At 54.1% G+C, this 13,487-nt stretch carries 10 protein-coding genes and 1 pseudogene; 5 read left to right on the top strand and 6 right to left on the bottom strand.

Annotated elements, in window-relative coordinates:
* Window positions 1-27: 27 nt before the first annotated feature.
* Together ACJY2L_RS10975 and manA are read left to right on the top strand one after the other, a co-directional pair.
* Entirely contained in the window at window positions 28-1,437 is a 1,410-nt protein-coding gene (locus ACJY2L_RS10975; protein ID WP_439213679.1) for a glycoside hydrolase family 1 protein, read from the top strand.
* Window positions 1,434-2,603 carry a mannose-6-phosphate isomerase, class I gene (gene manA, locus ACJY2L_RS10970; RefSeq protein WP_439213678.1) on the top strand — a complete coding sequence of 390 codons (1,170 nt, stop codon included), beginning with the start codon at window positions 1,434-1,436 and terminating at the stop codon, window positions 2,601-2,603. The genes ACJY2L_RS10975 and manA overlap by 4 nt, the downstream gene beginning before the upstream one ends.
* 53 nt (window positions 2,604-2,656) lie before the next feature.
* On the opposite strand, the gene ACJY2L_RS10965 is transcribed toward manA, so the two are convergent.
* On the bottom strand, window positions 2,657-4,501 hold the full coding sequence (locus ACJY2L_RS10965; protein WP_439213677.1) for a 3'-5' exonuclease: 1,845 nt from the start codon (window positions 4,499-4,501) through the stop codon (window positions 2,657-2,659).
* Window positions 4,502-4,826: 325 nt separating this feature from the next.
* On the opposite strand from ACJY2L_RS10965, the pseudogene ACJY2L_RS10960 reads away from it, so the two are divergent.
* Window positions 4,827-5,549, top strand: a pseudogene (locus tag ACJY2L_RS10960) (GNAT family N-acetyltransferase).
* A 42-nt stretch (window positions 5,550-5,591) separates the two neighbouring features.
* On the opposite strand, the gene opgB reads toward ACJY2L_RS10960, so the two are convergent.
* The 3 genes from opgB to ACJY2L_RS10945 form a co-directional block, all read right to left on the bottom strand.
* Window positions 5,592-7,880 carry a phosphatidylglycerol--membrane-oligosaccharide glycerophosphotransferase gene (gene opgB, locus ACJY2L_RS10955; RefSeq protein ID WP_439213676.1) on the bottom strand — a complete coding sequence of 763 codons (2,289 nt, stop codon included), beginning with the start codon at window positions 7,878-7,880 and terminating at the stop codon, window positions 5,592-5,594.
* A gap of 207 nt (window positions 7,881-8,087) precedes the next feature.
* Complete coding sequence (locus ACJY2L_RS10950; protein ID WP_439213675.1) at window positions 8,088-8,510, bottom strand: cupin domain-containing protein; 423 nt, start codon at window positions 8,508-8,510, stop codon at window positions 8,088-8,090.
* A gap of 107 nt (window positions 8,511-8,617) precedes the next feature.
* Window positions 8,618-9,007 carry a tautomerase family protein gene (locus ACJY2L_RS10945; protein ID WP_439213674.1) on the bottom strand — a complete coding sequence of 130 codons (390 nt, stop codon included), beginning with the start codon at window positions 9,005-9,007 and terminating at the stop codon, window positions 8,618-8,620.
* A gap of 105 nt (window positions 9,008-9,112) precedes the next feature.
* Between ACJY2L_RS10945 and ACJY2L_RS10940 the strand changes: the two genes are divergently transcribed.
* Window positions 9,113-10,048 (top strand): LysR family transcriptional regulator, encoded by a 936-nt coding sequence (locus ACJY2L_RS10940; protein ID WP_439213673.1) that lies wholly within the window; start codon window positions 9,113-9,115, stop codon window positions 10,046-10,048.
* Here the strand turns inward: ACJY2L_RS10940 and ACJY2L_RS10935 are convergent.
* The gene (locus tag ACJY2L_RS10935) at window positions 10,045-10,599 is read right to left on the bottom strand and encodes a histidine phosphatase family protein (protein ID WP_067427771.1); all 555 of its coding nucleotides are present in this window, start codon (window positions 10,597-10,599) and stop codon (window positions 10,045-10,047) included. The genes ACJY2L_RS10940 and ACJY2L_RS10935 overlap by 4 nt on opposite strands.
* A 607-nt stretch (window positions 10,600-11,206) precedes the next feature.
* Here ACJY2L_RS10935 and ACJY2L_RS10930 point away from each other — a divergent pair.
* Complete coding sequence (locus ACJY2L_RS10930) at window positions 11,207-12,268, top strand: LacI family DNA-binding transcriptional regulator (protein WP_439213672.1); 1,062 nt, start codon at window positions 11,207-11,209, stop codon at window positions 12,266-12,268.
* Between the two features lie 33 nt (window positions 12,269-12,301).
* On the opposite strand, the gene ACJY2L_RS10925 is transcribed toward ACJY2L_RS10930, so the two are convergent.
* The gene (locus ACJY2L_RS10925; RefSeq protein ID WP_439213671.1) at window positions 12,302-13,252 is read right to left on the bottom strand and encodes a GT-D fold domain-containing glycosyltransferase; all 951 of its coding nucleotides are present in this window, start codon (window positions 13,250-13,252) and stop codon (window positions 12,302-12,304) included.
* Window positions 13,253-13,487: the final 235 nt, after the last annotated feature.

Below are 13,487 nucleotides of genomic sequence, written 5' to 3'. Positions count from 1 at the left end.
CACTTTTTTCACGCTTCAGGAGGTTCTATGACCACATATGCATTTCCGGACCACTTTTTTTGGGGAGCAGCGGCTTCCGGACCCCAGACCGAAGGCGCCGATGGCAAACCGCATGCATCAATCTGGGATAGCTGGTATGCCAGCCAACCCGATCGCTTTTTTGAGCAGATCGGCCCGGAGAAAGTGTGCGAAACGCTGCACAAATATAAAGAAGATGTCGCGCTGATGAAAAACATCGGCCTGAACTCGTTTCGTACGTCAATCCAGTGGTCACGGCTGATTGACGATCTGGAAACCGGCGAGCCCAATCAGGATGCGGTGCGTTTCTATCACGCCTATTTTGATGAGATGATCGCTAACGGCATTGAGCCGATGATCAATCTTTATCACTTTGATATGCCCGACGAGCTGCAACAGCGTTATGGCGGTTTTGAGTCAGTGCATGTTACCGATCTTTTTGCCCGTTTTGCCGCTACCGCGTTTCGCCTCTTCGGCCACAAAATCAAATACTGGACCACCTTCAATGAACCGATCGTGCCGGTTGAAGGCGGCTATCTTTATGACTTTCACTATCCCTGCAAGAAAGATGGCAAGCTGGCGGCTCAGGTGGCCTTCAATATTATGCTGGCGCATGCCAAAGCCATTGAATGTTATCGTGAAATGCAATGTGGCGGTGAGATCGGTATTGTACTCAACCTGACGCCAACCTATACGCGCAGTGCATCAGCAGAAGATAAAAAAGCGGCCTGGTATGCCGACTTATTCTTTAACCGTAGCTTCCTTGATCCGCTGGTAAAGCATCAGTTTCCCGCGGAGCTTTGTTCGCTGCTGGCAGAGCATCACTGCCTGCCTGAGGTCAACCCGGCCGATGTGAAACGGATAACCGATTCGCGCATTGATTTCCTTGGCGTGAATTATTACGTCCCGCGGCGAGTCAAAGCGCGTGAAACGCCTTATACGCTGGATTACTTCTCACCGGATGTTTATTTCGAAAACTATGTCGATCCTGACGGACGGTTTAATCCCTACCGCGATAACAACGAAATTCTGCCACAGGCCATTTACGACATTGCGGCTAATATTCGCGACAATTACGGCAATATAAAGTGGTATCTCGCTGAGATCGGCATTGCGATGGATCTGGCATCGGAAGGGCCGGTACAGGCAGACGGCATCATCGATGACGGTTTTCGCATCGGCTTGATGGAAGAACATCTGGTGCAGTTACATCGGGCGATTGCCGAGGGTGCCAACTGTTTTGGCGTACATCAGTGGACGTTTATCGACAACTGGTCGTGGATCAACTCCTTCAAGCGCCGCTACGGCTTTTACCGTCTCGATTTAACCACCGGAGAACGCCAGATCAAACGCAACGGCCTGTGGTTCAAGGCGCTTGCCGAAAACAATCAGTTTAGCTGTGAGGGGCGTTTCGCGTGAGCCATCACTTTTTTTATCCTTTGTCCAATGAGGTGAAGCCTTATCCCTGGGGAAGCCGCAGCGTGTTGCATCAGCGCTTTCATGTGCCTAATCCCGATGCACAACCGCAGGCGGAACTGTGGATGGGCGTACATCCTGCTGGCATGTCGCAGGTAATGGATAACGGCACGCCGCTGGCGCTTTCTGAACTGATTGCCCGCGACAGAAAGGGGATGCTCGGTGCTGAGACTGCCGCTCGCTTTGGCGATCTGCCCTATTTAATGAAAATTCTCGCTGCCGATCGGGCGTTGTCAATTCAGGTGCATCCGCAGAAAGCGCAGGCGGAAGCGGGCTATGCACGTGCCTTGCGGGCTAATGAGGATATACCGGATTACAACGACGCCAACCATAAGCCTGAACTGGTCTACGCCATCACACCGTTTATCGCCATGAATGGCTTTCGCGACATCGCAGATATTGTGAAGAATTTTCGCCTGCTGGCTGTGACTGCGTTAAGCCCTGCTGTGGATGCGCTGGCGCAGCAGCCTGATGCTGTCGGACTGAAGGTGTTTTTTAGTACGCTAATGCAACTCTCCGCGGACGCTAAAGCTGCGGCGCTTAAGCGGGTCGTCAGCGCCCCGTTTGATGACGCGCTCATGGCGGTGATCCAGCAGCTTTATCAACATTATCCACATGATGCAGGGGTTCTGGCACCGCTCTATCTTCACTGCATAACGTTACAGCCGGGCGAAGCGATGTTTCTTTATCCGGGGACGCTGCATGCTTATGTGCAGGGTACCGCCGTTGAGATCATGGCCAGCTCTGATAATGTGCTGCGCGCCGGGCTCACCGATAAGAAAATCAATGTTGAGGAGCTGATTGCCTGCACCACGTTTTCACCCATCAGCCACACGTCGCTGCTGATGGCACCAGAGTGGCAGGAAGGGCAGGCGCATTATCCCATCCCGGTAGACGATTTTCATTTCACCGTCTTAAACGCCAATGAGGCGCTGCCGATGCAGACCCGCAGCGCCGAAATCGTGTTGGTGATGACCGGGAGCGCGACGCTGACCCATCCCGCAGGTGAAACGCTGACGCTACAAACCGGTCAGTCCGCTTTTATTCCTGCTGCCACCCAAAACTGGACATTAACCAACACCGGCACGCTGTGTCGGGCTTACAGTTAACGACCATTCTCAACAATAAATAAGCCGCGCGTAGCGGCTTATTTATCATAGGGCTATTTTGCCGTAATCAGATCGGCTAGCGCATTGTCCTGATGCAATGTCACCAAAAGCTGATGCGTGGCGCGCGTGAAAGCGACATATAGTTTTTTTGCTGCTTCATTAATATCGCTTTTCACATAGTCCATTTCACTGCTGTTAACTACCGCGACGGAATGAAACTCCAGTCCTTTACTGCTCGGAATAACAAATAAGGGTAGCCGGTCATCCTGGGGATCATACAATCTCTTATCTTCGGGTTTTTCATAAAAGAAATAGGGGATATCCCGGCTTTTCAATACGCTGCAAAAGTATTTTCCCGTTTTAGCCAGGGGACAGAGAATAGCGATATCCTTCCAGCGCAATCCCTGATTACGTTGATGATCAAGCCACTCCAGTACCTGTCTGGCTTCTGCTGCCAGTTTATCAACCCGCTGGATTTCCGGTTCAGGACCATACGTACCCGCTGACTCAGGTTGCAAAACTTCAGTTTTATGCTGGCTGGTTGAATCGAATGCTCTCTGCAAAAAGTTTCGCGAGAAATGTAATATTTGCTGAGAGTTGCGGTAATTAAGTTTAAGAATTGTGGTGCGACCCTGCGCCTGAATACCGACGCTGGCTAATGAAAAGCCAAGGTTTTCTCTCTTATTATAAATAGATTGGGCATCATCATACATAAATAGCAAAGAGCCGCTGCGTTCATTGGTCATTTTAGTTAGTACGTTCAGCCATTCTGCGCGTAAATCGTGACCCTCATCAATCAATACCGCGCCATATTGCTCAGAGGCAATCTTCTCTTCGTTAATATAGTGTTCTACAGAGCGGAAGAGGTCATCATACGTATTTTCTGATGTGTTCAGTTTTGAAAGAGTATGTTTTCTGAGCTGGTATGAACACCATGAATGAAAGTTGTATACCTGTACCTTCTCCTCCAGCCCATGCTGCTTAATACGGCTTTTAAGGATTGCCGCAAGCGAGATGTTATAGCAGATAACCAACACAGGTTGCGTGAGGACTTCGGCCAGGTGAATGCAGCGGTAAATCAGAATCAGCGTTTTTCCCGAACCGGCTACGCCATGAATTACACGATGGCCTTCACCTAAACTCCTTGCCAGAATTTCCTGCTGAGGATCCATGATTTTTAAAATATCAGGCAGTGCCACCGGCAGATCTGATGGCGAGGGCTGGTCATTCTCGGTTGGGAAAAGCGACAACTGCTTGCTGTCTATCCGAATTTCAGGATAAAAATGCCAGCGTATACGGTCAATTTTTTCGCCACTCAGCGGTTCTGCTAACCGATAGCGCAGCATGGCCCACAGTTTATTTTGCAGTGTTTCCGCTGACACGGATTCTTTAATATCATCTTTGCAGATAACTAATTCGGGCGGCAGAATCGCTTTCTGCTCATCGGTAATAAGTACGGCATCAAGTTGTTTGCGGGTAATATTACTGAGAATGACACCATAGCCATAGGGGAAACTCAATTTACCCTGATGGGCGCCATGCTGTTGTTGTAACGCCGCATCCTGTTCCAGTAATTTTAGCGCGGCATAAGCCCCCTGGCGTGCCTGCTCAACGGGATTACAAAATGTCTTTATGCCGGACTCACAGCGATATTCGACTTCTTTATGAGTTAATGCGTGAATATTGTCTATTTTCCAGTCTTTGACCTCAAGAAATAGCAATCCGCGTTCAGGATTTAACACGATGAAGTCGGGATAACGACGCTTCGATCCAACCGCAATGTCATACCAGCACAAACACTGTTCTTCCAGATCCGATTCAAGCCGCCTGGCCACGCGTCGTTCGCCTGCTGTTACGTACGCAGGGAAACTATTTAGCTTAGGTATTAAGATTGCCATGATTGTCCTTTTCTCAGCAGAGCGCATCCATGCAAGGGCGGTAAAATAGAGATCGAAAGCGTTATTTGCTTCCCTGAATGAACTGCGCGAAATAGGGGATTTACGCTATCAGTGGACTACAGAAAATTCCGCAGGTCAATTACGGGAATCATCGCGGATGATGTTATCGCTAACGGTTTATAACCGAAGAAATAGCGGGCGTAGCGTGCTGGCATTGTGATAGCTGGCAGAATCGGTTTATAAAAGAGGCGGAACGTATGGAATATCGCGGCAGGGTAAGCCAGCCTCACTACGGCAATAACGTTAACCATCAACAGGACACCCCATGACGCAACATCTGAATCACTATCAGCAGCCGGTGGGTTTTCCACTGCCGGAATGGCAGCCGCGGGCGCTGCCACAGCGGGTTACGCTTTTGGGCCGCACCTGTCAGCTGGAGCCGTTCAGTGCGGAAGCTCACGGGCGGGCGCTGTATCAGGCGTGGCAGCTGGCGCCCAACGGTGAGGACTGGACGTGGATGTTGACTGGCCCCTTTGCCGACGAGGCGGACTACCTCGCGCATGCGCGCAACATGGAGGCGAGCCGCGATCCGCTGCATTTTACCGTTATCGATCTCAGTAGCGGCCAGCCCACCGGCACGCTGGCGCTGATGCGTATTGATGCGTAGAACGGTGTGGTTGAAGTCGGCCATGTCACGTTTTCCCGGCTGTTACGCCGCAGCACGGCGGCTACTGAAGCGCACTTTCTGCTGATGCAGTACGCCATTGAGCAGCTGGGCTATCGACGTTATGAATGGAAATGCGACAACTGCAACGCGCCATCAAAAGCGGCCGCGCTGCGTCTCGGTTTTCAGCCGGAAGGGGTGTTCCGTCAGGTGGTGGTCTATAAAGGCCGCAATCGTGATACCGCCTGGTTTTCCATTATTGATGGCGAATGGCCACGCGTAAAATCTGCGTTGCAGCGCTGGCTGGCCGCCGACAATTTCAGCGCCGACGGTCAGCAGCGCCAGCGTCTGGAAACCTTGCGTGAGGAAGTGAACAACGCCTGAATAAAAAAAGGCTGCGCGCGGCAGCCTTTTTGTGGGTGACGTTTACGGCGTCGGCGTGATTTTGATCTCCACCATGCCGATGCCGAGCCTGCGTGGATCGAAGCCGGCGATGTTGCCGACGTTCGACAGCTCCGGCTCCGGCGGCGCCAGAATGACGCTGTTGCTGCCGCCAGGATTGGTGAAGTGCAGCGTAGTGGTACTGTTCTCATGGCTAAGCATTAACGTCTGCTGTTGATCGCCCACTTTCACCGGAATCGGCCGGTGCGCGTTAGGGCCGAAAGCCCGCGCGGTAATGGTCAAATCAAAGCGCGCAGGCAGCGGCTCGACATACTCAATCTTCACCTGCGGCGCGAGATTGGCGTTCGACCAGCGCCCCCACGCTTCATGACGCGATACGCCCTCATAGCGACGCACAATATCGGGCGCGCCGGGCACCGCAAACAGGAAGCTGTCCGCGTGATAGCGAATGTCATTATCGGCGATTCGCAGCTGCTCAACGTTCTGCTGATACTGCTTATCGTTAAGCGGCGACGTCCCAAAGCGAATGTTGCCGTCATATTTATCCTGCGGCACGCGCAGCACCTGCGGCTGGCTGCCCATCTGGCCGTTGGCCACGCAGATATCGGTACTCAGCGCCAGCGCCGCATCCCACATCCGCGCCATTTTGTAGCAGCGATCGATCCAGACAAACTTTTGCTCAGGCGTAAATTTCGCCAGCTGATAACGCAGTGGTTCGGCATATTCGCCTTCCGGCAGCGGCTCCACTTTATTCGGCGAAACGCGCAGCAGAATCGGCAGCTTAAAGCGCGAGCCGGAAAAGCTGATGCTGTTATCCGCTTTATCGATGCGGTAAGCATCGATGCTTTTTGGGAAGTTCCACAGCTGAATAATGTCGTGCTTCCAGCTGTTGATTTTGGTTTTCAGGTCCGGGAACTGCGCAGAGAGCGACTGGCTCGACAGGCTGCTGCGGCCAAGGCCGATAAAGTTATCGCCGCCGAGAATATCGAGCAGGGTAGCGCCGTTATCCAGCGTGCTGCGCGGCACGTCGATAACGCGCTGCTCCGGCTTATCACCGCGAATCACAAAGAACAGATCGTGACGCGGCTGCTTCATCAGATAGCGATGCGCGGTGTTGTTCATCGCCAGGTGATCGGAGGTGACGACAATCACCGTGTTTTTAAAACTCGGCGACGCCATGATGCGCTCGATCAGGTGCGCCACGTGCTCCTGACTGCACGCCACGGCGCTGAACGACTGGTTGGGCTTGCCTTCGTAGCTGTAGCTTTTGCGCTGGCAGGTACGGGAGATAAAACCATCGGGATGATGCGTGTCCACCGTTAAGGCGAACAGGGCAAACGGCTTACCGGCGGCAGAGAGCGCCTGATATTTTTCAAACACCTCATTAAGCACGGTATCGTCGTAAAAGCCCCAGGTGTTGCGGTAAGTCGGATCGGCAACCAACGATTTCAGCTCCTGCGCGCCAAACATCTGGTCAAAACCGTGGGACTTCAGGAACACATCTTTGCCGCTGAAACGCAGGTCGGCGCCCTGCATAAAGACGTTTTCATAGCCGGAGGCTTTGAGAATATCGCCGAGGCAGATGTTCTGCGGATAGAAGGTCGACAGCGCGGCAGAAGCGTTGCCATCAAAAGGCGCAAACAGCGGAATGCCGCACTGCGAAGCGACCATGCCCGCAATGGTGTAATCGGTGCCGGGCAGCTGCTCGGTGGCGCTGAAATCAAGGCTCTGATCTTTCAAGCGGCTGAGTTCCGGCGCCAGGCCAGGAAAGGTCTGCGCATTAAAATAGGTGCGTTCGAGGCTCTCTCCGTAGATATAGACCACGTTGAGCTTCGGCCCGGCGAGGGTTTTTTTCGGCACCTGATACCAGGTGCTGAAGTCGGAGTTGCCCTGCCGAATCTGCGAGGCGATCAGCGCACTAACCTGCTGAAAAGCGGGCGTAGTTTTGATCGAGCATGCTGCCAGCAGCACCGCCAGCACGCTGTAACCCCAGCGATGCGGCGCGTGCTTTTTACGGCGCAGGATCCACGACAGCAGGCAGAAGATCAGAAACAGCACCAGAAACAGGCCGATGCCCGGCAGCACATATTTGCTGATGCCCGCGCCGGTCATGCTGTTGGTCAGCGTGTAAATGACCGCGTCGGTAATGCCTTCACCGGTAAAATAGTTGCTGGCGAGCAGGGTGGCGTTCAGCACCACAAACAGGCCCAGAATGATCAGGATGAGAATGAACCAAAAAATGTTTCGCCCGGCTTTGGTGCTGTAAATGACAATCGATGCCATAAAAAGGATGACAGAAATAAACTCAGACAACGTCGATACCTCGTTGAGCGCGCGCTGTAATCGCGCATTGATTCATCCTCAGAAAGGATAGCGGCTAAATCTAGCGCGGCTGTCATGGTGCTGCAACCTATCCCTGTGGCAATTATAACGTTGGTCACGTGGCATGAAGGCGGGCTGCAGAAGGGAATGGCACTACGGGGAAACAGAATGCGCGGACCAACGCCCGCGCAGGATGGGCTATTCGGCGGTGGATAACGGCGCGTCGGCCTGCCCGGCATAGAAAACGATCAGTTCAACCGGCTCAGCACCGCTGTGCCCGCGATGGATCTCACCGACCATTTCAGGCAACACTTCGCCTTTTCTCAGGGTCAGTTTTTTACCATCCGCTTTTTTCTCCACGGTTAATTCGCCGGAGAGCACGTACGCGGCATTGGGCGCTTCATGCTGATGCCAGGGCAACGACGCGTGCGGTGGCAGGGTGATTTTCACCACCGACAGTTCGGGCTGGCCGCTGGGATAGTGCGTATAGCGCGTGCCATCCCATGATTTATCCGCTTTTAACAGCGATTCCAGCCGCACGCTGGCCGGATGTTCATCGGCCAGCGCCCAGGGCGATACCAACAGTAACGACGCAAAAACATAACCGGTAAATCTCATCATTATCTCCTTATTATGACGGGGAGGCGATAATGTGTCCGGTGCGTCGGGCGCTGTCAAATAGCTAACATATTAATAACGTTGTCATTATTAGCTTTATCAGCATGAGCTTACAGGTCGCCGGTAACGTACTGCGCCACACCGTGGGCAAAGCTCCAGTCGCCTTTTTCATTGGTGATAAAGGAGATCATCAGATCTTCTCCGGTGATGTCACAGTTCTCCTGCAACTCGCGCGCCAGCTCTGCCATAAACCGCTGCTTCTGCTCGTCGCTGCGCGGGCTGGTGAACACGCGCACCATCACCAGCCGATCGCTGCGGGAAAATCCCAGCCCGGTATCCAGAAATACCATATTGCTGGCGCGGTTTTCATGAACAATCTGATAACGATCGCGCGGCGGCACCTTAAAGGCGGTCAGCACCGCGCGGTGGGCCGCATCCAGCAACGTTTTAATCTCCGCTTCGCTGCGGCCTTCAATAATATCGAACTGTAATAACGGCATAGTGTGCTCCTGATGGGATAGGCGATGGCGACCATTCTGGCAATGATGGGCGAGGAGAAAAAGCGCTATACTTGAAATCATTATTCACCACAGTGAACAATAACCATGAAAGAGCTTAAGGCGGATGCGCTGTGGTTTCATCTGCATGCGCTGGTGATGCTGGCGGAGCAGGGCAGTTTCACCCGGGCGGCGGAACGGCTGGATATTTCCAAAGCGGCGATGAGCCAGAAAATTCGCGAGCTGGAAGCGGCAGCGGGCGTACCGCTGGTGCAGCGCACCACCCGCAGCGTGCGGCTGACCTCGGCGGGAGAAAAGCTGGTGGACGATCTGCGCGAGCCGTTTGCCCATATCGCGCGCAGCTTTGTCAGCGTGCGCGATGAGGCTGGCCCGCTGCGCGGCGTGATCCGTATTACCGCGCCGGTGGCGTTTGCGCGTCAGCAGCTGGTGAGCCACATCACCGCGTTTCTGGTGCTGCATCCGCAAGTGCGTATTCAGCTTGAGGTGTCCGATCGGCTGGTGTCACTGAGCAGTGAAGGGTTTGATCTGGCGATCCGCCACAGCGAGCAGATCCCGGAGACACACGTCGCCCAGCGGCTGTGCGATACCCGCGCCGTGCTAGTGGCCGCGCCCGCCTATCTGCAACGACAGGGTACGCCACAAACACCAGCCGAGCTGGCGCAGCATCAGTGCCTCTGTTATCCGCGCGGCCATGAATCGCCTCGCTGGCGCTTTATCAGTGCTGACAATCCCGCGGAGAAACTGGCGGTTGACGTCAGCGGGCCGTTCGCCACCAACAACAGTGAGTCAATTCGCGATGCGGCTTTGCAGGGGCTGGGCATTGCGCTGCTGCCCGATTTCAGCGCACAGGCGGCGCTGGAGCAGCAGCAACTGACGCAGCTGTTGCCGACATGGCGGCCGGTGGAGGTGTTTGCCGAACGGCTGTGGATCGTGCGCCCGTGGGCAGCGCAGGTGCCGCGGGCGGTCAGCGAATTTATCTACTGGCTACGCGCCCGGTTCAGCGAGGCGCGGCACGACGCTTAGATAAAAGGCTGATTGTAGATGGCGGTGCTCCAGTGGCGACTGCTGGCGTGTTTCTCCGCCTGCCAGCCGCGGCGGCGCAGTTCACGGGCGATCATCTTATTCATGATGCCGTGGCCGACCAGCAGCACGGTGCCAGAGTGCGATCGTTCAATCAGCCGATCCGCCGCCTGATGCGCGCGCTGGCTGGCGTCACGATAGGATTCCACGCTGCCAGAGACGCCGCAAAACCACAGCGCACGCAGCACCGACAGCCAGAGAAACGGCGGCAGTCGCCAGCGCGGAAAGGCGATAATCGGCAGATCGACCTCAGCAAACAGCGGCGATATTTCCTGCGGCTGCATCTGTAGCTTTTCCAGCGACGATTGCGCTCTGGGCAGGCTGCTGACGATGACATAATCCGCCTGCCGGGCAATCATCTCACTGCGCGCCGGCGGCAGATCGCACACCAGCGACAAATCGTACTGCTCACACCACTCCGCCATGGCCAGCGCCGTCAGTCGGGATGAAGATTGTCGATCCGGCTTGCCGTGACGCATCAGAATAATAGCCATGTCAGTTGTCCTCATATTAACAGGCGGGCAGGGCGGCTAGCATAGCGGGCAAATACGCCGTTGTGACCCGGCAGGATAAAAAGTCTGCGTCGGATATGCGCAAATTTCACACAAAGGTTAAGTACGGTTGCCGATAAAATTCGCTTACACTTTGCCCGATAACAGCAGTGTAGCGCATCACGTTGATAAAACGCTCTATTGCCTCTTCTGTCTGCGGCTGACTGTAAAGAAATCCTTATTATTTATTTTCATCTCTTGAATAATCTACGCGCGTAGATACACTGAGCAAGTGAAGCCATCAGCGCTGGTCCGACCCACGCTGCATGCGTCAGTGATTGTCTGGCATGGCCTTTCGAGTCGCGATTGTGGCTCCGCCAACAGGCAATACACAGAGCCAATACCAGGGGATCCGTTACCGACGGTGCAGCGCTCAGACAAGCAATGCGATGGCTTTCGCATAGAAGGAATGCTTCCCAGGGAAGGGCAGTCGCACCTGCCTTCTTATCCCGCTATTCGCACTACCCGTTATTTTTCTGCCCGCATCGCCGATTATATTGCCTGTACCACATAGCCTGCTCTGCGCCGTTACGTTACGCTGGTGCGACTGATGATATGGACGACAATTTTAAGGATAAAATTTCTCGTGGCAAAACAGCAATCTTCTCAACGTGTCACCCGTGCCGACGTCGCCAGGCTGGCGGGAACGTCGGTCGCCGTGGTGAGCTACGTCATCAATAATGGTCCACGTCCGGTGGCGGAAAAAACGCGCCAACGTGTGCTGGATGCCATTCAGCGCATCGGCTATCGCCCCAACGGCGTGGCGCGTGCGCTGGCCCTCGGCAGCACCAAGACTTTTGGCCTGATAGTGCCCAGTATCGCGAATCCCTTTGTGGCCTCAATGGCGCATGTGCTGTTGCAGGAGTCGCTGAAGGCCGGGCACGTGATGCTGCTGGGTGACGCCGGTGAAGATCGGCAACGCGAAATTGAGGTGATTCACGCGCTGCTTAACCGGCAGGTGGACGGGCTGTTCTATGCCAGCGTCGACAGCGATCCGCAGATCGATCTGGTTAAAGCCAGCGGCACGCCGTTGATCATGCTGGATCGCGCCGATCCGCAGCCTGGCGTCAGCGTGTTGCGCGTCGATGAACGCCGTGCCGCACGCCGGTTAACCGAACATCTGCTTGGGCATGGCTATCGTGAGATTGGCATTCTCTGCGGACCCCCAGAGATGGTGAACGCCCGCGATCGCGTTAACGGCTGGCGCGACGCGATGCAGGCACAGGGATTAACCATCAATGAAAGTTGGATCTGGCCAGCGCGCTATCATCGCGACGATGGCTACGCCGTGATGCGTCAGATATTGCAGCAGGATAATGTGCCGCGCGCGCTGTTTATCAGTAATGAGGCACAGGCGATCGGTTGCCTGCGAGCGCTGGCGGAGCAAAACATTCGCGTGCCGGAACAGTTGGCGCTGGTCTGCTTTAACGGCACCGATCTGGCGGCGTTTCAGCAGCCGAAATTAACCACCGTGCGGCAGCATATTCATGAACTGGCGGAAACGGCGATTGAGATGCTGATTAACTGGAATCATGCGGGAGAAGTGCGGGAAATTTCGTACTACATGGAGATGGGCTCTTCATGTGGCTGTGCGCTGAAAGCCGGGGAGTAAACCTGCCCGTAAAGGGCAGGTTCGCGAGCAGAATCAGGCGGTAGCCGGTGCCACCGCAGGCTTGCTGTTTTCACCCACGTGAAACAGAATCTGCTGCTGGTAAGTCAAATCCTGCACGGCATTATCATCGGTGAGCAGTGAACCCACTTCATTGACGTTTTTGCCTTCCACTTTCACCTTGGTCGTGGCCATCGCGCGCATCCACTCATATTCGATATCAATGTGGCCGGTATCAATACTGCGAATGCCCTGTTTGCTCAAATCGTAGGTCAGCAGGGTGGCGGTTGGGCCCAGTGAAACCAGCACCAGATCGAAGTTCGGCGCGGTCTCAACAATGGCTGCATGCAGCTTGTCATAGACCGAAAACGCGTTGCGGTTCAGCGTGGTAATACGCTTAATCTCTTTGGCGCTGTCCATCAGATCGTTGCCCAGACCCAAACGCGTTCCGCTGCCCTCAACGATCAGCACGCGCTGATCCTTGAACAGCAGTTTGAATTTTTCGAAGATGGTGCGTGACAGCGTTTTATCTTTGTAATCGTGATACGGGCGCGTCACCGACGTATTGCCGTACTGGTAATTCTGATCCAGCAAACTCTGATAGCGTTTGAAATAGAAAGACTTATGGAAGAACCAGAACAGCGCGGCACCTGAACGCATGCTCGACATGTTGCGGAAGGCGTCCGGCATACAGATCAGGCAGTTCGGGTTGTTACGCGCATCGCGCAGCACCATTTTCAGGCGCTCTGAGAGGCGCGCATCAAAGGGCTGAAAGCCGATGTTTTTGTAGTAGGTCATCTCCAGCTCGCCATCGCCATAACGCGCTAACGACACCGTTTTATCATTCAGCAGACGATCGATAGTCTCTTCAATCGACATCACCGAGTATTTTTTCACGCTGGCGTTGGCAGCAGGATACTTAACCGCCGCATGCATGAATTTGAAAGGAAATCTGAATTTCCTGTAAATGGCAAACAAACTGGGCATAGTTGACCTGCAATTAAGCTGAGCTTTGCCGCAACGAGGCGGGTCAAAATCAGGAAGCTGAAAGAGTGTTCTGGTGGTGATTTATATCACATTATTTGCCATTTCAATGCTGCGATTGTTCTTAAAGTATCGCACTCATTCTGCTTTAAATCCTCTGAGAGCGGAATATTATCAGCGCCGGTATGCCGTTTATTAATGGCCTGCACGTAAGTTTATTAAGGGTTATTTTGCGGTG

It is taken from the genome of Duffyella sp. Ts4 (assembly GCF_051851875.1).
Taxonomy (GTDB): domain Bacteria; phylum Pseudomonadota; class Gammaproteobacteria; order Enterobacterales; family Enterobacteriaceae; genus Duffyella; species Duffyella gerundensis.
This window is presented reverse-complemented; position numbering and strand designations above follow the sequence as displayed.